Annotated in this window: 21 protein-coding genes; 8 read left to right on the plus strand and 13 right to left on the minus strand. The window is 72.4% G+C overall.

Annotated features, from left to right (window positions below; genetic code table 11):
• Positions 1-371: glycerophosphodiester phosphodiesterase family protein (locus EV562_RS27795; RefSeq protein WP_279588516.1), on the minus strand; the 371-nt coding region annotated here is incomplete at its 3' end.
• Entirely contained in the window at positions 368-2,605 is a 2,238-nt protein-coding gene (locus EV562_RS27800) for an alpha-N-acetylglucosaminidase (protein ID WP_243860199.1), read from the minus strand. The genes EV562_RS27795 and EV562_RS27800, both read right to left, overlap by 4 nt.
• A 451-nt stretch (positions 2,606-3,056) precedes the next feature.
• Here EV562_RS27800 and EV562_RS27805 point away from each other — a divergent pair, with 451 nt between their 5' ends.
• Positions 3,057-3,203 (plus strand): hypothetical protein, encoded by a 147-nt coding sequence (locus EV562_RS27805; protein WP_133889613.1) that lies wholly within the window; start codon positions 3,057-3,059, stop codon positions 3,201-3,203.
• Positions 3,204-3,341: 138 nt separating this feature from the next.
• Here EV562_RS27805 and EV562_RS27810 read toward each other — a convergent pair whose 3' ends face one another.
• Together EV562_RS27810 and EV562_RS27815 are read right to left on the minus strand one after the other, a co-directional pair.
• The gene (locus EV562_RS27810; RefSeq protein ID WP_133889614.1) at positions 3,342-4,199 is read right to left on the minus strand and encodes a glycoside hydrolase family 16 protein; all 858 of its coding nucleotides are present in this window, start codon (positions 4,197-4,199) and stop codon (positions 3,342-3,344) included.
• Positions 4,200-4,291: 92 nt separating this feature from the next.
• A complete protein-coding gene (locus EV562_RS27815; protein WP_133889615.1) occupies positions 4,292-5,485 on the minus strand; it encodes a glycoside hydrolase family 64 protein in 1,194 nt (397 codons plus the stop codon).
• A 253-nt stretch (positions 5,486-5,738) separates the two neighbouring features.
• Here EV562_RS27815 and EV562_RS27820 point away from each other — a divergent pair, with 253 nt between their 5' ends.
• A complete protein-coding gene (locus tag EV562_RS27820) occupies positions 5,739-6,839 on the plus strand; it encodes a glycoside hydrolase family 43 protein (RefSeq protein ID WP_133889616.1) in 1,101 nt (366 codons plus the stop codon).
• A gap of 132 nt (positions 6,840-6,971) precedes the next feature.
• Positions 6,972-8,876, plus strand: coding sequence for a glycoside hydrolase family 9 protein (locus tag EV562_RS27825; RefSeq protein ID WP_166662029.1), 1,905 nt, complete (start codon positions 6,972-6,974; stop codon positions 8,874-8,876).
• 54 nt (positions 8,877-8,930) lie between these two features.
• On the opposite strand, the gene EV562_RS27830 is transcribed toward EV562_RS27825, so the two are convergent.
• Positions 8,931-9,503: a TetR/AcrR family transcriptional regulator gene (locus EV562_RS27830; protein WP_133889617.1), complete on the minus strand. Its 573-nt coding sequence runs from the start codon at positions 9,501-9,503 to the stop codon at positions 8,931-8,933.
• Between the two features lie 288 nt (positions 9,504-9,791).
• Between EV562_RS27830 and EV562_RS27835 the strand changes: the two genes are divergently transcribed.
• On the plus strand, positions 9,792-11,081 hold the full coding sequence (locus EV562_RS27835) for a phosphatase PAP2 family protein (RefSeq protein WP_243860235.1): 1,290 nt from the start codon (positions 9,792-9,794) through the stop codon (positions 11,079-11,081).
• 38 nt (positions 11,082-11,119) lie between these two features.
• Here EV562_RS27835 and EV562_RS27840 read toward each other — a convergent pair whose 3' ends face one another.
• From EV562_RS27840 to EV562_RS27850, 3 genes are all read right to left on the minus strand, one after another.
• Positions 11,120-12,040, minus strand: coding sequence for an SDR family oxidoreductase (locus tag EV562_RS27840; RefSeq protein ID WP_133889619.1), 921 nt, complete (start codon positions 12,038-12,040; stop codon positions 11,120-11,122).
• A 272-nt stretch (positions 12,041-12,312) separates the two neighbouring features.
• The gene (locus EV562_RS27845; RefSeq protein ID WP_133889620.1) at positions 12,313-13,053 is read right to left on the minus strand and encodes an alpha/beta fold hydrolase; all 741 of its coding nucleotides are present in this window, start codon (positions 13,051-13,053) and stop codon (positions 12,313-12,315) included.
• A gap of 158 nt (positions 13,054-13,211) precedes the next feature.
• Positions 13,212-14,732 carry a catalase gene (locus tag EV562_RS27850; RefSeq protein ID WP_133889621.1) on the minus strand — a complete coding sequence of 507 codons (1,521 nt, stop codon included), beginning with the start codon at positions 14,730-14,732 and terminating at the stop codon, positions 13,212-13,214.
• Between the two features lie 849 nt (positions 14,733-15,581).
• Between EV562_RS27850 and rox the strand changes: the two genes are divergently transcribed.
• Together rox and mgrA are read left to right on the plus strand one after the other, a co-directional pair.
• Complete coding sequence (gene rox / locus EV562_RS27855; protein ID WP_133889622.1) at positions 15,582-17,006, plus strand: rifampin monooxygenase; 1,425 nt, start codon at positions 15,582-15,584, stop codon at positions 17,004-17,006.
• A 49-nt stretch (positions 17,007-17,055) separates the two neighbouring features.
• On the plus strand, positions 17,056-18,102 hold the full coding sequence (gene mgrA, locus EV562_RS27860) for an L-glyceraldehyde 3-phosphate reductase (protein WP_133889623.1): 1,047 nt from the start codon (positions 17,056-17,058) through the stop codon (positions 18,100-18,102).
• 29 nt (positions 18,103-18,131) lie between these two features.
• Here the strand turns inward: mgrA and EV562_RS27865 are convergent, their stop codons facing one another.
• From EV562_RS27865 to EV562_RS27875, 3 genes are read right to left on the minus strand one after another with little or no spacing between them, the layout of a single operon-like run.
• Positions 18,132-19,313, minus strand: coding sequence for an anhydro-N-acetylmuramic acid kinase (locus tag EV562_RS27865; protein ID WP_133889624.1), 1,182 nt, complete (start codon positions 19,311-19,313; stop codon positions 18,132-18,134).
• Between the two features lie 46 nt (positions 19,314-19,359).
• The gene (locus EV562_RS27870) at positions 19,360-20,931 is read right to left on the minus strand and encodes a sodium:solute symporter (RefSeq protein WP_133889625.1); all 1,572 of its coding nucleotides are present in this window, start codon (positions 20,929-20,931) and stop codon (positions 19,360-19,362) included.
• Positions 20,932-20,939: 8 nt separating this feature from the next.
• Entirely contained in the window at positions 20,940-21,929 is a 990-nt protein-coding gene (locus EV562_RS27875; RefSeq protein ID WP_243860205.1) for a BadF/BadG/BcrA/BcrD ATPase family protein, read from the minus strand.
• Between the two features lie 207 nt (positions 21,930-22,136).
• On the opposite strand from EV562_RS27875, the gene EV562_RS27885 reads away from it, so the two are divergent.
• The gene (locus EV562_RS27885; RefSeq protein WP_133889627.1) at positions 22,137-23,072 is read left to right on the plus strand and encodes a MurR/RpiR family transcriptional regulator; all 936 of its coding nucleotides are present in this window, start codon (positions 22,137-22,139) and stop codon (positions 23,070-23,072) included.
• Positions 23,073-23,134: 62 nt separating this feature from the next.
• Here the strand turns inward: EV562_RS27885 and EV562_RS27890 are convergent, their stop codons facing one another.
• Positions 23,135-24,310 (minus strand): alanine--tRNA ligase-related protein, encoded by a 1,176-nt coding sequence (locus EV562_RS27890; RefSeq protein ID WP_133889628.1) that lies wholly within the window; start codon positions 24,308-24,310, stop codon positions 23,135-23,137.
• A gap of 299 nt (positions 24,311-24,609) precedes the next feature.
• A complete protein-coding gene (locus tag EV562_RS27900; RefSeq protein WP_166662030.1) occupies positions 24,610-25,575 on the minus strand; it encodes a LysR family transcriptional regulator in 966 nt (321 codons plus the stop codon).
• A 161-nt stretch (positions 25,576-25,736) separates the two neighbouring features.
• Here EV562_RS27900 and EV562_RS27905 point away from each other — a divergent pair, with 161 nt between their 5' ends.
• Positions 25,737-26,576, plus strand: coding sequence for an endonuclease/exonuclease/phosphatase family protein (locus EV562_RS27905; RefSeq protein ID WP_166662031.1), 840 nt, complete (start codon positions 25,737-25,739; stop codon positions 26,574-26,576).
• Positions 26,577-26,631 lie beyond the last annotated feature (55 nt).

Below are 26,631 nucleotides of genomic sequence, written 5' to 3' on the forward strand. Positions count from 1 at the left end.
TAGCGGGGGTGGAACCAGGTTCCGGCGTCGAGGCGGCGTAGTTCGTTCCAGGTGAAGTCGGAGACGCGGTAGCGGGGGCGGTCGGGGTAGAGGTCCTCGATGTCGGTGGTGCGTTCCATGGTGCAGTCGTGGAAGTTGACGAGTTTGCCGTCCTTGGTGCGTTGGACGTCGATCTCGACGTGGTCGGCGCGTTGGCGGACGGCGAGGTCGATGGCGGCGGCGGTGTTCTCGGGTGCCATGCCGGAGGAGCCGCGGTGGGCGATGACGTCGGGGCCGGTCGCGGCGTGCGCACCGGTCGACGACAACGCCAGCACCACACCGCTCAGCACCGCCACGGCCAGCCCGGCCGCCCTGCCGCTCGCGCGCCTCACCGCGCCGTCCCCGACGCGGCCGGCCCCGAGGGCGCCGCAGCGGGCAGGGCGTCGAGCACCGCCGCCGCCATGGTCACCGGGTCCCCCGAAGGCGCGACCGGACAGGGATCGTGCCGCTCGTTCCAGGCGTTCTCCAGCCCGAACCAGTCGATGGCGGCCGGTGGCCGGCCGGTGACCAGCGCGGTGTCGAGGGAGTTCAGGAACTTCGTCCAGCGCACCGCGTAGAAGCCGGAGACCAGCCCGGACCACTCCCGGTTGGCGTAGTCCCGCAAACCGCCCGCGTCACTGCCGGAACGGTGGCCCCAGGTGGTGAGGATGGACCGGGCGTCGAACTCGGCGGCGGCCTTCTCCGCCGCGGTGCGTCCCCAGGACCTGGCGTCCTCGAGCCAGGGGCCGAGGAGGAAACGGGTGTCGGTGGCCAGCAGCCGGTCCAGCAGAGTCATGTCACTCTTCCATTCTGCGGCCCCCGCGCGGAAGCGCGGCAGGTCACCGGTGTCGTAGGCGGCCTTGATCTCCGGCAGCAGGGAGCGGCTGCGGTTGGCCAGCGCCTGGCGGGCCAGGTCGACCAGGTCGAAGCGGTAGGCGTCCGTCGTACGCGGCTCCGGCGCCACCTGAAGCAGCTCGGCCAGTGCCTCGCGCACCGCGGCCGGGTCGTACCGCATCGCGCCGGGACTCCAGCTGGCCGCCGAGGTGGCCGTCAGCCGGGGGCGGGCGGTGAAGAGGCTGTCCTGCGGCTCGCTCCAGGTGCCGGACGGCGTGCTGTACGGACCCGTGCGCAGCAGCTCCCAGGCCCGCGCCGCGTGCGGGTCGGGCCCGCCGTAGCGGCGTCGCGCGTACGCGGTGAACCACGCCGCATGGTCCACGGGGCCCGTACGCCAGGCCAGTTCGGTGAACAGCTCGTAGGCGACGGGATTGCCGCCGGTGCCCTCCGGCAGGTAGGCGATGCCCGACAGGGCGCTGCCGGGCTTGGTGCGCCACTGCTCGAAACGCTCGGCCCACACGGCGGTGTTGGCGCCGACGGTGGTGTGACCGCCGAAGTTGGGGATGGTGCCGAACGCGTACGGCGCGCCGTGCCAGGTGGTCTCGCGGTCGAGGCCGTCGTAGCGGTCGGACAGGCCGTCGACGATGAGCAGCCTGCGCTTGTCGACGGCGTCGATGATCTGCGCCGACGGGTTGTTCTGCCAGCCGATGAGGGTCCACACGGCGCCGGGACGCGCGCTCTGGAGCGCGTTCATCACGGCCCGGGCGGCGTCCCCGACGGGCACGTTCCCCGGCCGGCCGCCCTCGTGCAGGAGGTCCATCTTGTACATCGCGGAGTCGCCGAACAGCTCACGCTGGTGGCGGTAGAAGGAGGCGGCGACCCTGGAGAACACCGTCGTGCGGGGGTCCAGCCAGTCGGGCCGCTCGAAGCCGACCCAGGTTCCCTGCGGGACGACCGTGCCGCCCGGGTTGCGCTCCGTGAAGCCCGGGGGGACGGTGCCGTAGTAGCCGGGCAGCACGGGCGTCATGCCGAGCTGACGCAGGCGGTTCGCGATCCTGCGGCCGAGTGCCGCCCGGTCCTCGATCAGCCGCTGGGACACGGGGCCGGCGAAGCCGGACATGTTCTGCATCAGCCACCAGGGCTGGTGCGCCGGACCGGGAATCCAGGCCCTGAGTTCCCCGGCCGAGTAGCCGAACTCCCGGAGCGTCGCGTAGTAGACGGCGTCGGCGCCCATCTGGACGAAGACCTCGTTCACGCCGTGCAGGGCGAGGAGATCGATCTGCTTCTCGTAGGAGGCCCAGTCGCGGTAGGCGCCGGAGTAGCCGTCGTCGGTGTCGTTGAGGGCGAACCGGTGCGGCACCGAGGCCTGCCGGCGCACCGGGCCGTCGGGCGCGGGCAGGGTGCGCGGCAGCTTCGCCGTGCTGCGGCCGGGCCACCCGACGTCCACCTCTGCCGAGTACTTGAGGTACCAGTTGACTCCGCTGAGGAGCACGGCGGGGCTGGTCCCGGTGACCTGGACACGGCCGGCCCGGCCGGAGACGCCGAACCAGTCGCCGGAGGCGGGGCGGCCGACCGGGACCAGCGTGAACTGCGAGGCGTGCCGCGGCAGCAGCCGGGCGAGCGCCGCCCGGGCGGAGTGCGTGGAGAACGCCGGCCTGTCGGGCGGAGCCGCCGCCGCGGGGGTGAGTGTGGTGGTGAGAAGGGCGAGGGCGATGGCTGCGCAGACGGCAGCCCAGGGTCTGAGGCTTCTCACGGTCACCTCTGGGGAGTTGTCGAGGGGGTGTTGGTGAATATGGGGGCGGGCGAGCAACCAGTCAAGGGAGCCCCGCCGTGCGCGGGTGGGTCTTCGGCCACCGCCCCCCGCCGGCTGACGGGGCCGACGCCGACGCGTCCGTACCGTGCGTGAAGGACTGGCCAAGCCGTCACGGAAGGTAGTGCCGGTGTCTCAGGCCGGGCGTCATGGGGTTCTCCCGCTGTCACGGCGACCGCGCCGGAGATCCCTGCGCTGCGTGACAAGGGGGCGAACGGACGATCGACCGAGAGGGGAACCGGCAGGTCGGGCGACCGGACAAGGGACCCGCCGGTGTGTGCCGAGGACGCCTCCTGCGCACCGGCTCGGACGGCTCCGCCGTGCGGGTTCGGCCATTCGGGTCCATGCTGGAAGCCGGCCACGAAGCCCACAGACCGAGCCGCCGGGAGGTCCTGTGATCCTGCTCGCGCTGCTCATACCGGTCGTGATGATGGCCTTCCTCTTCGCCGCGGACGCGCTCGAGGACCTGATCTTCCCGCCCCCGGCGGCCCCGGACGAAGAGGCTCCCGGTACCGACGTCGCTCGGACGACCACGCCCTGAGACGACCGGGCATGCCGGGAGGAGCGCCGGCACGCGTCGCCCGGTCACAAAGCCCGTGAGGCCGTGGACCGGGCGACGCGCGCGGAGCGGGCGACGCGCGCGGGAGGCGCCGCCGGGGAGTGGCGCCGCCGTCGCTCGTCAGCCGCCGCTCGTGCTCACCTTCACCTCGTCGACCACCAGCTGCTGCGGGAAGGTGGTCGAACCGTCGGGGTCGCCCGGCCAGTAACCGCCGACCGCGAGGTTGAGGATGAGGAAGAACGGCTTGTCGAAGACCCACTCGTTGCCGTTGAGGTCGGCCGGCGTACGGGTCTGGTACGCCGTGCCGTCCACCGACCAAGTGATCTTGTCCGGCGCCCAGTCCACCGCGAAGGTGTGGAACGCGTCGGCGAACGCCTCACCGTTCGGCAGCGTGTAGCCCGCGCCGATGCCGCCCGAGCCGGAGTAACCGGGGCCGTGGAGGGTGCCATGGACCGTCGACGGCTCGAATCCGACGTTCTCCATGACGTCTATCTCGCCCGAGTTCGGCCAGCCGACCTCGCCGATGTCCTGGCCCAGCATCCAGAACGCGGGCCAGATGCCCTGTCCGCGCGGGATCTTCATGCGGGCCTCGACGTGCCCGTAGGTCGCGGTGAACTTGCCGGAGGTGTTGAGCCGCGCCGAGGTGTACTCGCACGTGCCGTACCAGCACCGGTAGTTGCCCGGGTTCTCGCGGCGGGCCTCGATCACCAGGTGGCCCTGGCCGTCGAGCTTCGCGTTGTCGGTGCCCGGGGTGTAGTACTGCCGCTCGTGGTTGTTGACGTTGTCACCGGTTTCGAGCTGCCACTTGGCGGAGTCGACGCCGGATCCGGCGGGTCCGTCGAAGGTGTCGGAGAACGTCACCGCCGCGGCGGACGCCGGCCGGTGTTCCGCCTGGGCGGGGGTCACCGCGGCGGCCGCGACGAGGGTGGCGGACAGGGTGGCGAGCAGACAACCGCGAAGCAGTCCTGGGGAGGTCATGTCTCTCCCTTTCGTGGGCCCGCTCCCACGGTGGGGGAGCGGGCGCCGAGGTGGGGGGAAGGGGGGTACGGCGCGGGTGGGGCCGGCCGGGGTCATTCGAAGGACTCGAGCGTGATCGCCGCGTCCCGGGGGTCGCCGTCGTGCACCAGCGACTCGTGGTTGCCGACGTCGTCGAAGGCGAAGGCGTACGCCTGACCGTCCCGCATCTGCGCGTGGATCAGACGGGCGTAGTGGTTGGTGACGTCGTCCTGGTAGAAGCCGGAGGCGTCGGCGTCCGGCTGCTCGGGGTTGACGAGCAGCGTGGAGCGGTTGTACGCGGCGCACAGGGTACGCGAAATGGGGCCGCGCACCTGGTCGTTGGGGGCGTCGAGCTTGTTGTAGCAGCCGAAGACCGAGTCGGAGTCGGGTTTCTCGAACGAGGTCACCACCGCGCCGCTGCCGTCGGTGAAGTCCATCCTGTCGCCGTTGACCCGGCCGAAGAACTTCGTGTCCGGCTGCTCCTTGAACGGCGTCACCGTGAGCGTCTCGCCGGCGTACTTGGACCAGACCCGGTCGATGTAGTCGTCCATCACGCCGGTGGGCAGGTCGCCGGAGCCGACGCCGTGCCCGGGTGCCAGGACGCGCAGGGGCGAGCCGTCGGCGCGGGTCTGCACCAGGCCTTCCCAGCCGCCGCCCTGCTGCACGAGACCGTCGGCGACCGCCTTGTACCCGCCGGGCTTGAGCGATCCCGTCTGCTTCGCCGAGCCGTCGCCCGCGGTCAGGCCGACGGAGTAGGGCGCCGAGAACATGTCCACCTGCGTGGAGTTGATCCACAGGCCGGAGTCGTTCAGCGTGTACTCGGTCCAGTTGAACAGCGTGTCGTGGTTGGGGTCGGCGGCGTTCTGCACCGCGGGCTGGACGAGGCCGCCCTCGGCGAGCCGGAAGTCGAGCTTCTCGCCGTACGAGAAGTAGACCCGTCCCGAGAACTTCGGAAGCTGAACGGTCTTTGACCCGCCGTTTGCGGGGCCGGTGAACGAGGCGTCGGGTGCCGGGACCGGCGGGGCGCCCCCGGCGGGCCAGGCGTGGAAGGCGCCGCTCTCGTCGGCGTAACCCTGCCGGCCCGAGGCGAGTTCGGTGCCGATCACGTACACGTAGACCTGTTCGCCGCTGCCCGAGTCGTTCTTCAGGGTGAGCGGGATGGTGTCCGGTACCGCCGAAGCCGGTTCGGCCGGCCCGACGACGACGGCGACGGCGCCGATCGACGCCGCGACGGCCAGGGACGCCGTCAGCTTGCGTGGGGAAAGCACACGGTCCTCCTTGGTGTGGGGGACTTGCAGCGTTGTAGTCCTTCCCTGTGCATGTCAACTAGTTGAACGAGATCAATCGGAAGAAGCCCCTCCAGGTTCGGAAGGTGAAGCAGGGGGAAGACGGCGCCTGCCGATTGCCGTGCGTGCGGGGAGCGTTGCGGTGGGTTCATTGACATGTCCGCCACTAGTGACGACCCTGGATCCGTTGCCTACTTCCATCGATGTACACCACGGCCCGTGGAAGCGGAGGGACATGCCGCGCCTGTCTGCAAGCCCACCGACCGGGACCGGGAAGCGCCTGCGCGGTGCCGTCGCCGCCCTGCTGTCCGGCGTTCTCGTCGCCCTTCTGCTCGTGGTGTCCTCGGCCGGGCCCGCGCAGGCGGACCGGACCGGCCTGCGGGCCGCCGACCCGAGCGTGATCCGGGTCGGTTCCACCTACGTCTCGGTGCAGTCCACCGGGGGCGGCATCGCCGTGCGCCGGGCCGCGTCCACGGCCGCCCTGGCGGCGGCGCCCGCCCGGCAGGTCTGGTCGGACACCCGTGGCCACGGCGAGGTGTGGGCCCCCGAGATCGTGCGGGACGGCGGCCGCTACTACATCTACTTCTCGGCCGGCCGCGGAGCCGCCCACCGGATGTACGTGATCAGCTCCGCCGCCGCGGACAGCGGATACACGGCCGAGACGAAACTGGCGCTGCCGGACGACAAGTGGGCCATCGACGGCACCCTGTTCACCTTCGAGGGGCAGCGGTGGTTCGTCTGGTCGGGCTGGGCCGGCGACACCAACGTCGAACAGAACCTCTACGTCGCGCGGATGAACAGCCCGACGGCGCCGACCGGCGCGCGGTACGTCATCTCGCAGCCGCGCGAGAGCTGGGAGCGGGTGGTCGGCGACCCGTTCGTCAACGAGGGCCCCGAGCCGGTCGAGGACCCGGACGGCCGGCTGCACATCGCCTACTCGGCCAACGGCAGTTGGAGCGACCAGTACTGCCTGGCCGACCTGAGGCTGCGGGCCGGCGGCGACCCGACGTACGTGTGGGACTGGTACAAGTCCAACGGCTGCCTGTTCGGGTCCCACCGCGAGACGATGATGTCCGGCTGGGACGTCACCCTGCACGTCGAGGGTCCCGGCCACCACAGCTTCGTCCTGCTCGACGGAGACATCGCCACGAGTCCGCCCGCCGGCCCGAGGTTCCCGCTGATGTTCCACGCCGTCGCCAAGGGGACGCCGTACGCGTGGGAGAACCGGTACTGGTACACCGGCACCTTCTGCTGGTGGGGCGGGACCACCTACAGCCGTGCCGGCGTCCCCGGTCCCGCCAGCGACACCGGCTGGAGCCTGAAGTACTTCGAGTAGGACCGTGCCGGCGGCGACGCCGGGGAGCCGAAGGGCCCGGGCCGGTACCGCACAAACGTCCACGTCGCAGGGGTGCCCCCGGTCGGCACCTCGGCCCGCGCCGAGGTGGTGCCGTCGACCAGACTGTCCGCCATGAACCGCTTCCTCTCGCCCCCGGCCCGCACCGCATCGGCCGTGACCGCTTCCGTCCTGGCGGCCTGTTGCCTCACCGCGTGCTCCGGGGACCGGGAGGAGGTGCCGGCGGTCATCCGCGTCAACCAGGTCGGATACGCGGCCGACGAGCAGAAGTACGCCTACGTCATGGGGGACCGGGACGCCTTGGCCGACGCCGGGTTCGAGGTCCTGGACGAGCACGGCGACACGGCAGGGCACGGCAGCCTCGGCCCCTCCCTCGGCGGCTGGAACGGCAGGTACACCGCCGTGCGCGGCGTCGACCTCTCCTCGCTGCACCGCACCGGCACCTACCGGCTGCGCCTGACCGGTGCGGACGGCGGCCCCGAGGTCCGCTTCCGGGTGGCGCCGGCCCGGCGGTTGCTGGATCCGCTGCGCGCGGACACCGTCCGCTTCTTCGGCACCCAGCGGGACGGCGAGGACGTCCTGACCGCCGAGACCGGGCGGGAGCCCTCGCACCTGACCGACCGGCGGGCCCGCGTCTACGAGCCGCCGCCGGCCGGTGCGTCGGCCGATCCGGCGACGGCCGGACCCGGGCTGAACGAGGTCGGCGGGCCCGTGGACGTCTCGGGCGGCTGGTTCGACGCGGGCGACTTCCTGAAGTTCACGCACACGGCGTCCTACGTGGTCGCGCAGATGCTGAGCGCCGTGCGCGACACGCCGTCGGTGCCCGGGCTGCGGGAGGAGGCACGGCACGGGCTGAGCTGGCTGGACAGGATGTGGGACGGGAAGACGGGCACGCTCCACGCCCAGGTGGGGCTCGGCTCCGGCGGCAAGGAGGCCCGCGGCGACCACGACGTGTGGCGGCTGCCGGAGGAGGACGACCGGCTCACCGTGCGGCCGGGGGACCCGGACTACCTGCTCAAGTACCGGCCCGTCTTCCGCGCCAACGAGCCCGGCGAGCCCATCAGCCCCAACCTCGCGGGCCGGGTGAGCGCGGCCTTCGCTCTCGCCGCGCAGACCGAGGCGGCGGACGACCCGGCGCAGGCCCGCGCGTGGCTGGACAAGGCGGCCGCGGTCTACGCCCGGGCGGACACCGAGCCGGACGGGGGAGACCTGGTCACCACCACGCCCCCGGACTACTACCAGGAGCACACCTGGCGCGACGACCTGGAGTGGGCGGCCGTCGAACTCGCCCGCGGCGCGGACGCCCTGGGCGACGCACGCTCGGCACGGTGGAGCGGCGAGGCGGCCAACTGGGCCCGCGCGGCCCTGCGGGAGGAAGACGGCGGCACCCTGGGCCCCGCCGACGTCAGCGCCCTCGCACACGCCGACGTGCTCACCGCGGCGGACCCCGACGCGGGCCTCGCCGCCGACCTCCGGGCGGAACTGAGGCGGCAGGTGGAGACGGGGAGGAAGCGCGCGGCCGCGGACCCGTTCCGGTCGGGCGTCATACCCGGTGACTTCGACGCGGTGCCGAACACCTTCGGCCTGCTCGCGACCGCCGAGCTGTACGCCCGCGTCACCGGGGACCACCGGTACGACGACTTCGCCGCGCGGCAACGGGCCTGGGTCTTCGGGGCCAACGCCTGGGGGACCAGCTTCGTCGTGGGCGCGGGCGACCTCTACCCGCACTGCCTCCAGCACCAGGTCGCCAATCTGGCCATGAGCCGCACCGGCCGCGGCGACATCCTGCGCGGCGCCGTCGTCAACGGTCCCAACGACGCGGCGCTGCTGAAGGAACGGGACACCTTCGACGGGGCCCGCGCCTGCTCCCACGCTCCGGACGGCACGGCGTGGGCGGAGTTCGACGGCCACGGCGCCGGGTACGTCGACGACGTCCGGGCCTGGCAGACGGTGGAGCCGGCCGACGACTTCACCTCGACGGCCCTGTACGCGCTCTCCCTCACCGTCGGGCGGCCCTGACGCGAAGGGCGGGTTGCCGCGGAGGCCGGGCCGCGGGTCGGGCCCCGTGGCGGGTCAGGACGTGGTCGGCCAGGTCCGGAGCAGCACGTCCAGCGCGTCGAGGATCTCCGTCCAGCTCTCCTGGGAATCGGGGGCGCTGTGGCTGAACCCCCCGGCGGCCTCCAGATTGACGTAACCGCTGAAGACACTGCCCAGCAGCCGTACCGCATGGGTCTGGTGCGGTTCCGCCAGGTGGTACCCGCGCAGGATGGCCCGCGACATCCGGGCGTGCCGGACTCCGGCGCTGGAGGCGGCCGCCTGGGGATCCAGGGGGAACTGGGTGGCGGCGAAGCGGCCGGGGTGTTCGCGCGCGTAGTCGCGGTAGACGTTCGCGAACGCGGTCAGCGCGTCCTTGCCGGCCCGGCCGGCCACCGCCTCGGACGCCCGGTCGGCCAGCTCCTCCAGGGCGAGCAGCGCGATCCCGGTCTTGAGGTCGTGGGCGTTCCTGACGTGCGAGTAGAGGCTCGCCGTCCTGACGCCGAAGCGCCGGGCCAGCTCCGTCGGAGTGGTGCGCTCGAAACCGATCTCGTCGGCCGTCTCGGCCCCGGCCCTGATCAGGCCCTCGGTCGTCAGCCCTACCCGAGCCACACCGTCCTCCACATCCGCTCACCTGGCAGCCGTGGAAGATTATGAGCGTGCCTAACCCCCTTAGGCAAGCCGTGGAGGAGCCGGACCGGTGACGGCCGGCCCGCATCGCTCCCGGCGGGGCGGCGCAGCGCTGCCGTTAGCATGTTCGAACTCGCGACGAACCGTACGAGCACCCTTGTACGTCCGACCCCTAGCAAACGGGCCAAACAGTTGAAGACCCTCCCCGCACGAATACCCCCGGGCAGAGACCGCGGCCCCCTGCTCGCCGCCCGGCCTCGGCCACGGACCCTGCTGTGGACCGCGGCCGGTGTGGTGACCGCCGGTTTCCTCGTCGCGTTGGAATACGCCGCACGTCACTACGGCGTACGGGGCCCGATCACCGAGCAGGCGCGGGAAGTGGTCTTCTCACCCCGCTCGGGACCGCTGCTGTACGCCGGTCTCGCCCTGACGATGGTGGTGCTGACCTGGCGGCAGCGCCTGATCGCGGCCGGTGCCGCGATCGGCATCGACGTCGTCTTCCTGCTGGTGCGCTGGGCGGTCGGCGCCGAGCTGAACTTCGGCAACGGCGCGCTGTGGGTGGTCCTGGGCTGTGCGGTGGTCGCCGTGACCCGCCGCAGAGGCGGCGAGCGCACCCTGCTGCTGAAGGGTGTCGGACTGGGGCTGCTGCTGGTGGCCGGCCACAAGACCGGCGACACCTGGCTGCTGATCACCTCGGAGACCCGCAAGACGGTGCTCGACCCGTACGTGGCCACCGCCGACCAGGCCCTGGGCAACCCCTCGTGGCTGGCCGGCCGGTTCGTCGAGGCCACCGCACCGGTCGGCGGTCACGTGCTCCATCTCGTCTACGGCCAGCTGCCCTTGGCGGCCGCCCTCGTCGGGCTGTACCAGCTGCGTCACGTGGCCGTCGAGCGCCGCTTCCCGAGCCACCACCTCGTGCGCACCTTCCTCGTCATCGGCCTGCTCGGGCCGGCCGTCTACATGATCTTCCCGGTGGTCGGACCGGTCTTCGCCTACGGCGCCGAAGGCGGCCAGTGGGCGGTGGCCAACCTGTGGCCGGGCACACCACCACCGGTGGGCGCACCGCACGCCGTCCCCTTCGACGACATCACGCCGCGCAACTGCATGCCCAGCCTGCACACGGCATGGGCGACGACGCTGTTCGTCCACTCCCGCAGGGGATCGCGGGCCGTGCGGGTCGCGGGCGCGTTCTGGCTGGTCGCCACCCTCACCGCGACACTCGGCTTCGGCTACCACTACGGCGCCGACCTCGTCGCCGGAGTCGTCTTCGCGCTCACCGTGGAGGCCGCGATGCGCGCGTTCGCGCGGGGCTGGGACCGCGCGGCCGTCCGGCTGGTCGCCCACGGCACGGCGGTCTTCGCCGCGCTGCTGGTGGCCTACCGGTACCTGCCGGCCGAGATGGCCGGGCACCGATGGGCCGCCGGACCGCTGCTCGTCCTGGCGATGGCCTCCGTGATCGCCGCCTACCTGCGGACCACGCGGCGGTGGGAGCCGAAGACCGTGCCGGTGCGGCAGCCGGAACCGCCGCGCCCCGCGGAGCCGCAGCCCGAGCTGGTCTGACGCCCGGGCCGGGGCCCCGCTGCGAGGCCGGCCCCGGGCTACTTGAAGTAGTGGCCCTGCTCCAGGTCCTCGACGAGCCCCGGCTGGACGGGCTCCCACGCCAGCAGCTCGCGGGTCAGGACGCTGGACGCCGCACGGTTGGCCGCGAAGGGGCCTGCCATCCAGCCGAAGTGGGCGTCCGCCTCCGAGACCGGGACCGACACCGCCGGCAGGCCGAGCTGCCGGCCGATCACCTCGGCGAGGTCCCGCGCGGGCAGCCCCTCCTCCGCGACGGCGTGCAGTGTCGAGCCCGCGGGGGCCTCTTCCAGCGCCAGTCGGAACAGGCGGGCGGAGTCCAGCCGGTGCGCGGCCGACCAGCGGTTGACGCCGTCCCCGAGGTAACCGGACACGCCCTTCTCGCGGGCGATGGCGATGAGCGCCGGGACGAACCCGTTGTCCCCCTCGCCGTGATTGGTCGGGGCCAGCCGGACCACCGAGGACCGGACACCGCGGGACGCGAGGGCCAGGGTGAGTTCGGCGGTCACGGCCCGCACGTGCTGGGCGTCGCCCCGGGCGGCCGCTGCCGGGTCCGGGTCGTGGCCGTCACGTTCGGTCGCCACCCGGCCGGCGATGGCAGGGGTCCCGGACGCGATCGTCAGGGGCCGTCCGGACCCCACGAGCGCCTCGCCCATCACCTCGACGGCCCGCCGGTCGGCCTCCCCGGCACCCTTGAAGTCCCCCGAGAACGCGATGTCGTGCTTGAAGGCCAGGTGTACGACTCCGTCCGCGTCCGCGGCGGCGCTCCGCAGCACGTCGAGGTCGTCCAGGGTGCCCCGGACCACGTCGGCCCCCGCCGCGGTGAGCGCCGCGGCCGAGGTGTCCGAACGGGCGAGGCCGACGACCTGATGACCCGCGCCGATCAGCTCGGGAACGACGGCCGAGCCGATCCAGCCTGAGGCGCCGGTGACGAAGACACGCATGAGATTCCCTCCAGATGTGCCCGTACGGGGCGACCGCCGACGACGCCGGCGGGGGCCACGAGCGGCGAGCGCAGGACCCCGCGAGCCCCGATGACAGCCGCTGTCATCGAAGGTAACACGCTATGTCAGTCACTGTCATCGCGAGAGGTCTGCGGGCGGGCGGGAGGGAAGGCCGCCCGGGGAAGGCGCGGAGGCGTCCGTTCACCGTCGACTGCGGCCGCGTCCCTCCCGGTGGGTTCCGCGCCGGGAGGGGGCGGTGGCGGTGGCGCGGGTCAGGACGCCACGAAGCGGGCGATCTGCCCCAGGACCACGGTGTCCGCCAGGTAGCCGATGTGGGTCTGGCAGAGCACGTTGTTGTTGGTCGCCCCGCTCAGCCGGGTGCTGGTGTAGGGGAGGATGATGCCGTCGCACGCCGAGTACCAGGTGGCGTACTCGGTGCTCCCCGGCGTCTCGTCGCCCGAGGTGATCTGGGCGATGAACGACGAGCCCGGATACATCTGCCGGCAGGTCGTGTAGATCAGGCACGCGCCGGCGTACGTCGTCCCGTGGTTCGCTCCGGCTATCGACGCGAGGTGGCTGACACTGGAGTTCCCGCCCAGCACCTTCAGGTAGTACTGGCTGACGAGACCGCCCATCGAGTGGTTGACGATCGCCACCTTGCTCGCGCCGGTCCGCGCCTTGACGTTGTCGACGAACGTGGCGAGGCCGCGGGCGTTGGTGACGTTGTCGCCGTAGGAGTCGTACTCGTAGGCGAAGAGGTCGGAGCTCGACCAGCCGTTGAGCCGGAAGACGCTCATGGCGGTGACCCAGTTGGCCGCGCTGCCGGTGTAGCCGTGGACGAAGACCACCGGCGTGCTGGTGGACAGGGGCTGGGCCGCGGTGCCGGCCGAGGAGGCCGCCGCGGTGCCCGTGGGGGTGAGCGCACCGGCCGCCGGTGCGGAGGAGAAGAGGCCGAACACGACCGCGGCGGCCGCGAGCACGCCGAGAAGCCGGCGCGGGGAACGACGACGCATGGAGCCCTCCAGGAGGGAATCGGGTAGCTGACCCGATCAGAGTCCTGGGGCGGGGCTCCGGAGCCATCGGCAGAATCACCAGCGCCGAAGAAGTGACGGAGAACGGGGCGTGCGCCGACCGGTGCACGCCCCGCGGGAGCACAGCATCACGGCAGGCGTCAGGCCTTGTCCTGCATCGACTGCCGGGCCGGGTTGCGCTGCTCGGCGGCCTTGAAGTCCTTTTCGCCCGCCTTGGCCCGCACCCCCTTGGCGATGCGCTCACCGATGGTCCTGTCGATGTTCGACCAGTACTCGAAGGCCCGCTGGAGCACGGGTTCGGTCACCCCGTTGAGGAGGTGGTCCACCACGTTGTCGACCAGCCGGTCCCGGGCGGCGTCGTCCAGCACCTCGCGCACCAGGGTGCCAGGCTGACCCCAGTCGTCGTCCTCGGCGTGGCTGACATAGGCGGTGCGGGTGATGGCCCCGTCCGTCTCCCAGCTGGGCGGGGTGCCGAAGCGCTCGGTGTCGGCGGCCGGCCCGCCCTTTGAGTTCGGCGCGTAGACCGGGTCGGTCGTCTTCCGGTAGGCCATCGCACCGTCCTTGGAGTAGGTGCGGACGTCGACGACCGGGGCGTTCACCGGGAGTTGCTGGTAGTTCGCGCCGATCCGGTAGCGGTGTGCGTCGGCGTAGGAGAAGAGCCGGGCCAGCAGCATGCGATCCGGGCTCGGACCGATTCCGGGGACCAGGTTGTTGGGCTGGAAGGCCACCTGCTCGATCTCCGCGTGGTTGTCCGTCGGGTTCCGGTCCAGCGTCATGCGGCCGACCGGGATGAGGGGGTAGTCGCCGTGCGGCCACACCTTCGTCAGGTCGAACGGGTTGAACCGGTAGCCCGCGGCTTCCTCGTACGGCATGACCTGCACGTGCAGGGTCCAGCTCGGGAAGTCGCCGTCGCGGATGTGCTCGAAGAGGTCCCGCATGTGGTAGTCGGTGTCGGCCGCCGCCATCTGGTCGGCCTCGTGCTGGGTGAAGCACTCGATGCCCTGGTCCGTCTTGAAGTGGTACTTCACCCAGAAGCGTTCGCCGGAGGCGTTGATCCACATGTAGGTGTGCGAGGTGTAGCCGTTCATGTGGCGCCAGGTGCGCGGGATGCCGCGGTCCCCCATGAGCCAGGTCACCTGGTGCGCGGACTCCGGCGAGAGGGTCCAGAAGTCCCACTGCATGTCGTGGTCGCGCAGGTTGCTGTCCGCCCGCCGCTTCTGCGACCGGATGAAGTGCTGGAATTTCATCGGGTCCTTGACGAAGAACACCGGCGTGTTGTTGCCGACCATGTCGTAGTTGCCCTGGCTGGTGTAGAACTTCACCGCGAAGCCGCGCGGGTCGCGCCAGGTGTCGGGGCTGCCGCGCTCGCCCGCGACCGTCGAGAAACGGGTGACCAGATCGGTGCGGGTGCCCGGCTGGAAGACCGCCGCCTTGGTGTAGGCGCTCACGTCGTGGGTCACTTCGAAGTGGCCGAAGGCACCGCTGCCCTTGGCGTGCGGCTGGCGCTCGGGAATGCGCTCCCGGTTGAACTGCGCCATCTGTTCGATGAGGTAGGCGTCCTGGAGGAGGACCGGACCCGCGGGGCCCGCGGTGAGCGAGTGTTCGTCGCTCTCCGCCGGTGCGCCGGAGTCCATGGTGGTGGCAGGCGGGGTGTCCGTCATGAGGCTGCCTTTCGTCGGGGAGTGGCTGACGCCGAGGGGCCGCGCGACACGCACTCGGGGCATCGGCCCCGCCCCGCCCGGTCCGGCACGGCGGTCCTGCCGGCGCCCGGGCCGTGCGCCGTCCTCCGGCCTCCGCGGTCCCCGGAGCGCGCGTGCCCCGCCGCGGCCGTGCCGGCCCGGAGCGGGTGCGGGAGCGGGTGCGGATGCAGGAGCGGGTGCGGATGCGGGCCGGGCCGGACGAAGCCGGGCCTCGGTCCATCGGCCCGCAGGCCGTGCCGCGTCCCGGCGCCGGGACGCACATCGTGCTCGCCCATCCGTCCAGGCCTCCGGAGTGCCGTCGTCCGTATCAGTCTCCGCCGCCGTCCGGTCCTCGCAAGCGGAGACGGCGCCGGAGGTGACGCGAACCGGCACCCCGGACGCCGCGGTGCCCTCACCGTCGTACCGCTGACGTACCGCCGACCCGCAGACGCGGCCGCCCCGTTCGCACACGGGCGGACGGCCGGGCACGCGGGGCGCGGTGGAACCGCGGCCGCGCTGCCAGTGATGTGTTCCGTCGGTGGTGCGCCGGACCATGCGGGTGGCCACGGGCGCAGCGGGAGGCCGGGGAGGTGCGGCCCGAGGGCCGGCGCTCCTCGGCACGCTTCCACGACACGGGTCTCCGCCGTCCGCGTCACCGGCGTCCGGGCAAACGAAAAGGCAGGGGGAACACTCTCCTCCTGCCACTATCAACCTATAGCGCATGGGGGGCCTTGCGGCAAGGCCCCCCACCTGGCGCAGAATCGTCGCTCTCGACCGCCGCTCGCGCACAGCGGGCGGCCTCACCCGACGTTTTCGCTCCATGGGGGACTCATGATCGACGTACTCGTCGTCGGCGGCGGACCGACCGGCCTGATGCTCGCCGCCGAACTGCGCCTGCACGGCGTACAGGTACGGGTGCTGGACAAGGAGACCGCGCCGACCCAGGTGGTCCGCTCACTGGGCCTGCACGTGCGCTCCATCGAGGTGATGGACCAGCGCGGTCTGCTGGGGCGCTTCCTCGAACACGGCAAGCGGTATCCGGTCGGCGGCTTCTTCGCCGCCATCGACAAGCCCGCGCCGACACTGGACACCGCACACGCCTACACCCTCGGCATCCCGCAGCCCGTCACCGACCGCCTGCTCGCCGAGCGCGCCACGGAACTCGGCGCCGAGATCGCCCGCGGGTGCGAACTGGTCGGCCTCAGCCAGGACGACCAGGCGGTCACCGCCGAACTCGCCGACGGCACGCGACTGCGCTCCCGCTACCTCGTGGGCTGCGACGGCGGCCGCAGCACCGTGCGCACACTGCTCGGCGTCGGCTTCCCCGGCGAGCCCTCCCGCACCGAGACGCTGATCGGCGAGATGCGCACGACCGCGGACCCGGAGACGGTCGCCGCCCGCGTGAGCGAGGTCCGCCGGACCCAGAAACGGTTCGGCCTCGGGCCCGTCGGGGACGGGATGTACCGCGTCGTCGTCCCCGCCGCCGGGCTCGCCGAGGACCGGTCGGTCGCACCGGCCCTGGAGGAGTTCAGGCAGGCGCTGCGGGAGTGCGCGGGCACCGACTTCGGTGTGCACTCACCGCGCTGGCTGTCCCGTTTCGGCGACGGCACGCGCCTGGCCGAGCGCTACCGTACGGGCCGGGTGCTGCTGGCCGGCGACGCGGCGCACATCCACCCGCCGGTCGGCGGACAGGGCCTCAACCTCGGCGTACAGGACGCCTTCAACCTCGGCTGGAAGCTGGCCGCCGAGGTGAACGGCTGGGCACCCGCCGGGCTGCTGGACAGCTACCACACGGAACGGCACCCGGTGGCCGCGGCCGTGCTGGACAACACCCGCGCCCAGATGGAACTGCTGTCCACCGAGCCCGGGCCCCTCGCGGTGCGCCGGCTCCTGACCGAACTGATGTGCTTCGAGGACGTCAGCCGCCACCTGACCGAGAAGGTCACCGCGCTCGACGTCCGCTACGACTTCGGACCGGGCCACGCACTGCTGGGCAGCAGGATGCGGGACGTCGAACTGGAAGGGGGACGTCTGTACGACCGGATGCACTCCGGTCGCGGGCTGCTCCTGGACCGGACCGACGCACTGTCGGTGAAGGGCTGGTCGGACCGGGTGGACCACGTCGTCGACGACGGTGCGAAACTGGCGGTGCCCGCGATGCTGCTGCGGCCGGACGGTCACGTGGCATGGGTCGGTGACGACCAGCAGGACCTGTACGACCGGCTGCCCCGGTGGTTCGGCGCCGCCACCGGCTGACCTCCCCGTCACGGGCCCTGCCCGACCCCGCTTCCCCACGGAGAACCCCATGAACCACGTCGCGGACCCCAGCCGCTACGACGGCACCATGCAGTACCGCCGCACCGGACGCTCCGGGCTCGACCTGCCGGCGCTGTCCCTGGGCTACTGGCACAACTTCGGCGACGACAAGCCGTTCGAGACCCAGCGGCGGATCGCCCTGCGCGCCTTCGACCTCGGCATCACCCACCACGACCTCGCCAACAACTACGGCCCGCCCTACGGTTCCGCCGAGACCAACTTCGGCCGGATCATGCGGCAGGACCTCGCGCCGTACCGCGACGAGCTGGTGGTGTCCACCAAGGCCGGGTGGGACATGTGGCCCGGTCCTTACGGCCAGGGCGGCGGCTCGCGCAAGTACGTGCTCGCCTCCCTCGACCAGTCCCTCAGGCGCACGGGTCTGGACTACGTCGACATCTTCTACTCCCACCGCCTGGACGCCTCCACCCCGCTGGAGGAGACCATGACGGCGCTGGACACGGCGGTGCGGCAGGGCAAGGCGCTCTACGTCGGCATCTCCTCCTACGACGCCGAACGCTCCCGGCAGGCCGCCGCGATCCTCCGGGACCTGGGCACCCCGCTGCTCATCCACCAGCCGTCGTACAACATGCTCAACCGGTGGATCGAGACCGAGGGCCTGCTCGACGCCGCGGCCGACGAGGGCTTCGGCGTCATCGGGTTCACCGCGCTGGCGCAGGGGCTGCTCACCGGCCGCTACCTCGACGGCGTGCCCGAGGGGTCGCGTGCCACCCAGGGGAAGTCCTTCGCCACCGACTGGCTCACCGAGGACACGGTCCGGCGGCTGCGCGCCCTGAACGACATCGCCGCCCGCCGGGGCCAGAGCCTGGCCCAGATGGCGCTCGCCTGGGCGCTGCGCGACCCGCGTGTCACATCGCTGGTGATCGGCGCCTCCCGGCCCGAGCAGCTGGAGGAGAACGTGGCCGCCCTGACCAACCTCTCCTTCGGGGACGACGAACTCGCCGAGATCGACAAGCACGCGGTCGTCGACGGCGACGTCGACCTGTGGCGGCAGGCCCGCACCGGCGACCTCGGCTGAGACACCGGGGCCGCCGTGGAGCCGGCCGGTCAGGACGGGGCCGCGCCGGTGACGCGCAGCATCCGGGGCGAGCGGCCGGCCGGCTCGGGCAGCCGCAAGGGCTCCCGCCCCGGCGTGACGGTGCCCAGCAGCGCGGCCCGGCGCGCCCCCGTCCCCGAGGGGATCGCGCCGGGCAGGCCGTTGACGGTCAGGAACCCCAGCAGGGCGAAGGCCAGGGCCTCCTTGGCGTCCGGCGGCAGCCCGAGCGCGTCGCTGGAGTCGAGGGTCACCCCGGGCAGCTCCTCGGCCAGCATGCCCATCAGGACGGGATTGTGCGCACCGCCGCCGGAGACGACGAGCCGCGTGACGCCGTGGGCGCGGCAGGCGCCGGCCACCGTGACGGCGGTGAGCCTGGCCAGGGTCGCCAGGACGTCGTCGGGCTCCGCGACCGGCGCCGCGGCGAGCGCGTCGAGCAGGTACGGCAGGTGGAACTGCTCCTTGCCGGTGCTCTTGGGAGCGGGCCTCGCGTAGTAGGGATCGTCCAGCAGCACCCTGAGCAGCGCCGGGTCGACCCGCCCCGCCCCCGCCCGGCGTCCGTCCTCGTCGTACTCGGCCGCGCCGCCGGTGAAGTGCCGTACGGCGGCGTCCATCAGGGCGTTGGCGGGCCCGGTGTCGAAGGCCAGCGGCTCGGCGCCGGGAGCGACGACGGTGACGTTGGCGATGCCGCCCAGGTTGAGGGCGGCGGGGACGCCGGGCAGCGCGGCCAGGGCGAGGACGTCGGTCATGGCGACCAGCGGCGCCCCCTGACCGCCGGCCGCGACGTCCCTGCTGCGCAGGTCGGAGACGACGGGCAGACCGGTCGCCTCGGCGATCCAGGCGGGCTGGCCGAGCTGGAGGGTGCCGTGCACGGTGCCGTCCTCGACCCAGTGGTACATGGTCTGCCCGTGCGAGACCACCAGATCCGCGGCGCCCCCGCACAGCTCGCGCACCGCCCGCACGGCCACGTCGGCGAACGCCTGCCCGACCCCGGTGTCGAGCCGGGCGACCGTCCGCATCGTCGCCGCCGACGGCGGCAGACTGCTCGCGATCAGATCGCGCAGCTCGTCCGGGTAGGGGGCGGAGAGATGGCCCAGCGGGCGCATCACCAGGACCTCACCCCGCAGTTCGAGGTCTGCGGCGGCCGCCTCGATGGCGTCGTAGGACGTGCCTGACATCAGGCCGATCACACGCACGGGGTACTCCTGCGGGGGTTGGACGAGCCGGACGGGATCCGCCCGGTCAGTTGCGGCCGGCCGTCGTGGTCAGCTGGTCGGGTCCGGCGCCGGGCTCCTCGTCGAGGGCCGGGCTCCCCGTGGCCTGCGGCGCCCGGTGGAACAGGCTCAGTACGCCGCCCACGAGCAGGGTGATCAGCACGCCGATGGGCACCAGCCACTGGGCCGCGATCGCCTGGGACACCGTGGTCCCGCCCGTGGTGACGTCGATCTTCACCTCGCGCACGATGTACGTCATCACCCCGATGGTGACCAGGAAGGCCACGATGGAGTCGACCTCGTTGGCCCGCTTGACCAGCCGCCCCAGCAGGAAGGCGCCGAGCAGCGCCCCGTAGGTGTACCCGGCGATGGTCAGACCGGTCAGGTACACGTTGCCCGTGCTCGCGCTGAAGGCGCAGGCGAAGACGGCCATGAGCGTCGCCCACACCAGCGTCATCCAGCGGGCGAGCCTGAGCAGCGCCTCCTCGGACGGTGTGGTGCGGAAGAAGCTGTGGATGATGTCGGCGACCGTCGAGTTCGACATGGAGTTCAGCGCCGAGGACAGCGACCCCATCGCGGCGCCCAGGATGCCGGCCACGAGCAGGCCCGAGACGATCACGGGCAGCCCGTGCAGGATGAACTCCGGGTAGAGGTTGTCCGAGCTGGACAGCCCCAGCTCCGAGAAGGACTTGCCCTGGTTGTACGACCACAGCAGCGCGCCGACGAGGGAGAAGGCGGCGAACTGGACGGTGACGAAGACACCCGAGGCGATCATGGCCTTCTGGCCCTCGCGCAGCGTCCTCGTCGCCAGCACGCGCTGGACGATCAGCTGGTCGGAGCCGTGCGAGGCCATGGCGAAGATGGCGCCGCCGATGATGGCGGTGGGCAGGGCGAACGGGCTGGTGAGGATGTGGGCGAGGTCGAAGTCGGTGTCGAAGAGGGTGAACTTCCCGGCGTCCAGCGCACGCGCGTAGCCGTCACCGCCGACGTGGGCGGAGAGCACCGCCACGGCGAGGACCGCGCCGCCGAGGTAGAGGACCATCTGGATGGCGTCGGTCCAGATGACCGCCTTGATGCCGCCCAGGTAGGTGTAGACGACGGTGATCAGCGTGATCACGATGATGATCACGCGGTAGCTCGCGTGCACACCGAACTCGTCGAGCAGCAGCTTGATCGGGATGGCGGAGGCGAACAGCCGCACGCCCTCGGCCAGCAGCCGGGTGAACACGAAGGTCACCGACGCGAGCCCCTGCAGCTTCAGCCCGAACCGGTCGCCCAGGTACTGGTAGGCGCTGACGAAGCCGCCGCGCTTGTAGAGGGGGATCAGCACGGTGGCGACGACGACGCGTCCGATGACGTAGCCGAGGGCGAGTTCGACGTTGCCGAAGGCCTGGCCGCTGTAGGCGCCGCCGGGCACGCTGATCACGGTCAGCACACTCGTCTCGGTGGCGACGACGGAGAAGGAGACCGTCCACCACGGCATGTGGCCTTCACCGACGAAGTAGTCCTTCGCCGACTTCTGCCGGCCTGCCTTCCGCAGGCCGATCCAGGCGATCCCGATCAGGTAGACCACGATCACCACGAGGTCGAGCTGGCGCACGCTTGCTCCTAGGCACTGGCCGGTGGGGTCGCCGGCGTGGGGAGAGGGGGGAGGGGAGAGGTCCGGCGGACGCGGACGACGAGGGAGGTGCGCGGGGTGCTGCGGTCCACGGCCAGCAGCCGGGCCCCGTCCAGGGGGTCGCCGAGCGGGGCCGTGAGCCGCACGGGCAGTCCGGAACCGGTGAGGGCGGCCGTCAACGGCGCCATCAGGGCCGGGCCGAGACCGGTCAGCCCGCCGGTGACGGCCAGCGGCAGCGGGGCGCCGCCACAGGTGATCCGGCCGGCCGCCGCGAGCGCGGTCTCGGCGAGGTCGGCGGCCGCGTCCCGGACGATGACCGCGGCCACGTCGTCCCCGGCCTCGGCGAGGCGGGCCACCTCGGGGGCGAACGAGGCGGCCGTGCGGGCGGGATTCCCGTCCCGTGCGACGGCCGCCGGAAGGCGTTCGAGGTCGCCGAAGAGGCCGGCGGCGGCGTCCAGCAGAGCGGTGGCCGGGCCCCGTCCGTCGTGGGCGCGCAGGGCCGCGCGCAGTCCGGCGGTGCCGATCCGGGCGCCGCTGCCGTCGTCGCCGAGCAGGGGACCCCACCCGTCGACGCGGGCGTAGGCCCCGTCGGCGCCGATGCCGACCGCGACCGATCCGGTGCCGATCGCCAGGACCACCCCCGCCCGGCCGCCGAGCGCGCCGGCGTGCGCGGTGACCGCGTCGCTGGTGACGGCGGCCTCCTCGACGGGCAGGTCGTCGAGGAGGGCATCGGCCAGGGAACGGGACGCCGCGGGGGCCGAAGCCGCTCCGGCGGCGCCCACCAGGACCGCTTCCGGCCGGGAGCCGTCCCGCTCCCCCAGGAGCGGCTCGACGGCGGCGCGCACGGCGGCACGGGCCGCCGCCACACCGTCGGGCGCGGCAAGACCCGGAGCACCGGCCACGGAACTGACGGCCCGTGACGAGTCGGCGCTGTTCCACAGCACGGCGCGGCAACCGGTCTTCCCGAGATCTACCGCCACTACTGAAGTCATACGGCTCGCCCTTTGCCCGAGGGACCCGGCACGTCGAGAGCCACCGGGTCGTCGGTGACCGGTGCGGATCGCCGTCCGAGTATGGGAACGCCGCCCTCCGTATGTCAATAAGTAACGTCGCGTCGTTCTCCACGTAACTTTTTGACCCCCTCGGGCCGCCCCATTACTCTGTGCGCATCACTCCCAGGAGGGGCCATGGTCCGCCAGTCCTCGTCCCGTGAGCCGGAGCCGTCCGCCCAGGACGCCCCGCTCGCCGACATCCTCACGCGCGTCCGCGCCGCCCGGCCCTCCCTGGCCCCCTCGGAACGCCGGGTGGCCGACGTGGTCCTCGCCGACCCGGGGCAGGTGGCGGAGCTGTCCATCCACGCGCTCGGGGAGCGGGCGAGCACCTCGGCGGCCACCGTGATGCGGTTCTGCCGCACCGTCGGCACGGGCAACTACCCGCAGCTGCGCCTGGCGCTGGCCGCGGCCGCCGCGCGGGAGCACGCGCTGGGCGGCGACCGGGCGGCGCAGGGCGGCACCGACATCAGCCCGACGGACTCGCTGGACCGGATAGTCAGCAAGATCATCTACAACGAGGTCCGGGCCCTGGAGGACTCGGGTGCCGAACTGGACATCGACGCGCTGGGCCGGGCGGTCGACGCGGTGGCCAAGGCCCGCAGGGTCGACATCTTCGGCGTGGGGGCCAGCGCGTTCGTCGGCCAGGACCTGCACCAGAAGCTCCACCGCATAGGCCGGATGGCCTTCATCTGGAGCGACCGGCACGCGGCGCTCACCGCGACGGCCCTGCTGGGGCCCGGCGACGTGGCCCTGGCCGTCTCCCATTCCGGGGAGACGGAGGACACCACCGAGCCCCTCCAGGCCGCGGGCGAACGCGGAGCCACCACCATCGCCCTGACCAACGACCCCGGCTCCACCCTCGCGACCAGCGCCGACCTCGTCCTCACGACCTGCGCCAGGGAAACGCCGTTCCGCTCCGGCGCGACCGTCAGCCGCATCGCCCAACTCGCCGTCATCGACTGCCTGTTCGTCGGCGTCGCGCAGCGCTCCTACGACGCGGCGACCACCGCCCTCGAAGAGACCTACGGGGCCGTCCAGCGCCGTCGGCGCCCCACCCGCCGCACCGGGTGACGGCGGGGCACGGCCGCACCGGGTGACGGAGGGGCACGGCCGCACCGTCCCCACGTCTCCCGTCAGACGGACCCGTCCTCGCGCAGACTCGTCACCAGGTCGCGCGGCAGACCGTGGGTGTCGTGGAGGTAGGCGAAGTCGTCCTCTCCCAGCGGGCCCCGGAAGCGGGGCCTGGCGAGCACGTTCCGGCCGCGTCGCAGCAACCGCCGGAAGCGGTGCTCCTCGTCCACCAGCAGGCGCCGTACGAGGTCGGGGTCGACGTCCTGCCGGAAGTGGTCCGAGGTGTGCGTGATCAGCTCGTCCGGCAGGTCGCCGATCCCGCGTGCGGGGTCGTCCCGCCACAGCACGGTGAGCAGCCGTCGCACCAGGCGGCGCAGCACGTAGCCCTGGCCGGTGGGGGAGGGGCGGACTCCGTCGCCGACGACCACGACGACCGACCGGAGGTGGTCGCAGACGATCCGGAAGGAGGGTTCGTCCAGCGGCCACAGGGTGGGCAGCACCCGCCGCCACGGCTCGAAGACGTCGCAGTCGAACACCGACGGCTTGCCCTGCAGCAGCGAGGCGAGGCGCTCCAGGCCCAGACCGGTGTCGACGTTGCGCTGCGGCAGTGGCACCAGACGGCCGTCGTCGAGCCGGCGGTGGCGCATCATCACGTGGTTCCACACCTCCACCCAGCGGTCGTCGCCCGTGGGCGTGGACCGGGGAGGGGTGTCACCGCTCCACAGGAAGATCTCCGAATCGGGCCCGCACGGGCCGACCGGCCCGTTGGACCACCAGTTGTCGTCCACCGTCAGCTCCACGGGAACACCCCGTTCCTGCCACAGCCGCAGGGACTCGGTGTCCGGCCCGACCTGCTCGTCACCTCCGAACACGGTGGCGTGCAGGAGGCCCGGGTCGACGCCGAGACCCTCGGTGAGCAGCCGGTGGCCCCAGTCGAGACTCCGGGTGCCCCCGTAGTCGCCCAGCGACCACGTGCCGAGCATCTGGAACACCGTCAGGTGGGTGCCGTCGCCGACCTCGTCCAGGTCCGTGGTGCGCAGGCAGCGCTGGACGTTGACCAGCCGCCGGCCCAGCGGGTGGGGGCGGCCCTCCAGGTACGGGGTGAGCGGGTGCATGCCGGCGCTGGTGAACAGCACGGGGCCGCCGGGTTCGGGCAGCAGCGTCGAGCCGGTGATCCGGCGGTGACCGTGGTCCTCGTAGTACTCGACGAACGTGCGGATGATCTGCTCGGTGTCCATGGGGTGACTCCTTCGCTGTGCGACGGGAGGGGCACCGGAGAACGGAACCCGGCGGTCGTCGCTGCGCGAGGCGAAGGCGTCGGAGCGCCACGCGGAACACCGGCGGGCCGTTTCCGGTCGCCGGTGGAAAGGGGGAAGGTCAGACGGCGGCAACCGGCGAGCTGGTCGCTCGCGCGGTCGCGGAGATGCTGCTGCCGGTGACGTTCATGCCACGAAGGTAACTCGTCGGGCGTCCGGACGCACGCGACTATGCGCGGGACAGCGTGTGTGGTCGCGCCCGGTCGGGAAGCGGGCGTTCCTCAGAAGCCGGGCCCGCCTTCGCCGGCGCCGTCCGGTGGCGAAGGCGCCCAGGTGGGGAGCCAGGTGTCCGCGGGCAGCGGGTCCAGGGTCGCGAAGTGGCCGACGACGGCCCGCAGGCCCGGGTGCGGATTCTCCCGGGGGAGGAGGAGGGAGAGCGGGTAGGCGAGTGTGGGACGCGCGACGGGGATGCGGCGCAGGTCGTGGCCGGCCGGCCAGGCGTACCGGTCGCGGGAGCCCACCAGGGTGGCCACGTCGTCGGAGTCGGCGAGGATGTCGAGGAGTACCTCGTTGCCGAAGTTCGGGCCCGCCGCGTCCACGCGGAGACCGAACGCGGCGGTGAGCTGATCGTAGAAGTCCGCCCATTCGCTGCCCGGTGCGATCCCCGGCACCCAGATCCGGTGCCCGCGCAGCCGCTCCGGGGTCAGCGTGCGTGCGGCGGCGAGCGGGTGCTTCGGGCCGACGAGGAGTTCCAGTGGGGAGTGGAACGCGTGGATCATCCGCACGTCGCTCGGCAGGGCGGCCGGGTCGGTGACCGAGCGGAACGAGGCGTCGACGTCGCCCGCCTGTACGGCGGCCACCGCCAGACGCGGATCGTCGACCCGGAGCGTCACCACGTCGAGTGCGGTCCCGGGGTGCGAGCGCCAGTAGTCGTGCAGGACGACGGCCTGAGCGCTCCGCAGACCGAGGACGTCGATCCGCAGGGCCCGCGAACCCCGCGCGATCGCGGCGACGGCGCGGTCGGCGTCCGCGACGATGTTCCGGGCGTGTGCCAGGAAGGCCTGTCCGTCGAGCGTCAGCTCCACTCCTCGGGCGGTGCGGGTGAACAACCGGACGTCGAGCGTGCGCTCCAGCGCGGCGATGCGCTTCGAGACGGCCTGCTGCGTCACACCGAGTTCGTCGGCCGCGTGCCGGAGCTGGCCCAGTTCGGCCGCGCGGACGAACGACCGCACCGCTTCGGTATCCATGGCGGTGAGCATAACGCTGCCCTTCGACAACCGATGGTTGTGGCCGGCCGGCAGCGGCCGTGGCCGGAGACGACAGGCCGCCGGCCTCGTCCCGTCCCGCGTGCCATAACCTCGTTGGTGGAAAGGTCAGTTGTCATGGGTGTCCGCACAAGGAGGCGACGGTGCTCACGAGGAGCGGCTCGCGATGGCTCGTGGGCGCCGTGGCGCTGGCCTGTCTGGCACTGACAGGACCCAGCGCCCCCGGTGGTGCCCTCTCCGGCAGGTCACTGCCCGCGGAACCCGTCAAGGACATCGTGCCGAACCGGGTCATGACCTGGAACCTCTGCAATCCCTGCGACGCGAGCAATATCGACCGGGCCGCCGAGATAGCCGCGCACGCGCCCCAGGTCATCGGCATGCAGGAGGCGTGCGCACGCGACGTCGACAAGATCCGGGACTACCTGGAGGCCTACCACGGGCTCGTCTACCACGTCGCGTACGGGACGGTCCTGCAGAACTGGCGCCGTTGCGGCGGGGCGCCGTGGAACCCGGGGGGCTTCGGCCAGGCCATCCTCTCGGCGGCACCGATGACGGACGCGGTCAAGGCCGAGTACCCCGAGGGCGGTTCCGAGGACCGTGGCTATCTCGCGGTCACCACCGAGGTGGGCGGTCGCTCCGTCCGCGTCTTCAACACGCACCTCGCGCAACGGCGGCAGGAGGAGTTTCGCGAGGGCCAGGTCCGCGCACTCGCCGGGGAAGTCGGCCGGCACGACCGCGCCATAGTCGTCGGCGACCTCAACGCCGTACCCGAGGCGTCCGAACTCGATCCCCTGTGGGCGCTGGCCACGGACGCCGACCCGCAGTGCCGGCCCGCACCCGTCGGCACCTGTGAGCCGACCACGGACTGGCGGAGCAAGTTCGACTACGTCTTCCTGCGCGGCATCGCCCCCGCCGAGCACCGGGTGGTCCGCACCCGGTACTCGGACCACGACATGCTGTACGCCGACCTGGACGTGACCTGAGCCACCACCGCCGGACGCCGCGCGGCCACGGGGCGGCGTCCCAGCCGGTGACTCG

It is taken from the genome of Streptomyces sp. BK208 (genome assembly GCF_004364245.1).
GTDB lineage: Bacteria > Actinomycetota > Actinomycetes > Streptomycetales > Streptomycetaceae > Streptomyces.

Bases quoted from the DNA above. Each gene is read 5' to 3' on its own strand.
- EV562_RS27810 (WP_133889614.1), bottom strand. From the start codon at position 4,199: ATGACCTCCCCAGGACTGCTTCGCGGTTGTCTGCTCGCCACCCTGTCC.
- EV562_RS27850 (WP_133889621.1), bottom strand. From the start codon at position 14,732: ATGACGGACACCCCGCCTGCCACCACCATGGACTCCGGCGCACCGGCG.
- EV562_RS27845 (WP_133889620.1), bottom strand. From the start codon at position 13,053: ATGCGTCGTCGTTCCCCGCGCCGGCTTCTCGGCGTGCTCGCGGCCGCC.
- mgrA (WP_133889623.1), top strand. From the start codon at position 17,056: ATGAACCACGTCGCGGACCCCAGCCGCTACGACGGCACCATGCAGTAC.
- EV562_RS27840 (WP_133889619.1), bottom strand. From the start codon at position 12,040: ATGCGTGTCTTCGTCACCGGCGCCTCAGGCTGGATCGGCTCGGCCGTC.
- EV562_RS27900 (WP_166662030.1), bottom strand. From the start codon at position 25,575: ATGGATACCGAAGCGGTGCGGTCGTTCGTCCGCGCGGCCGAACTGGGC.
- EV562_RS27825 (WP_166662029.1), top strand. From the start codon at position 6,972: ATGAACCGCTTCCTCTCGCCCCCGGCCCGCACCGCATCGGCCGTGACC.
- EV562_RS27890 (WP_133889628.1), bottom strand. From the start codon at position 24,310: ATGGACACCGAGCAGATCATCCGCACGTTCGTCGAGTACTACGAGGAC.
- rox (WP_133889622.1), top strand. From the start codon at position 15,582: ATGATCGACGTACTCGTCGTCGGCGGCGGACCGACCGGCCTGATGCTC.
- EV562_RS27820 (WP_133889616.1), top strand. From the start codon at position 5,739: ATGCCGCGCCTGTCTGCAAGCCCACCGACCGGGACCGGGAAGCGCCTG.
- EV562_RS27885 (WP_133889627.1), top strand. From the start codon at position 22,137: ATGGTCCGCCAGTCCTCGTCCCGTGAGCCGGAGCCGTCCGCCCAGGAC.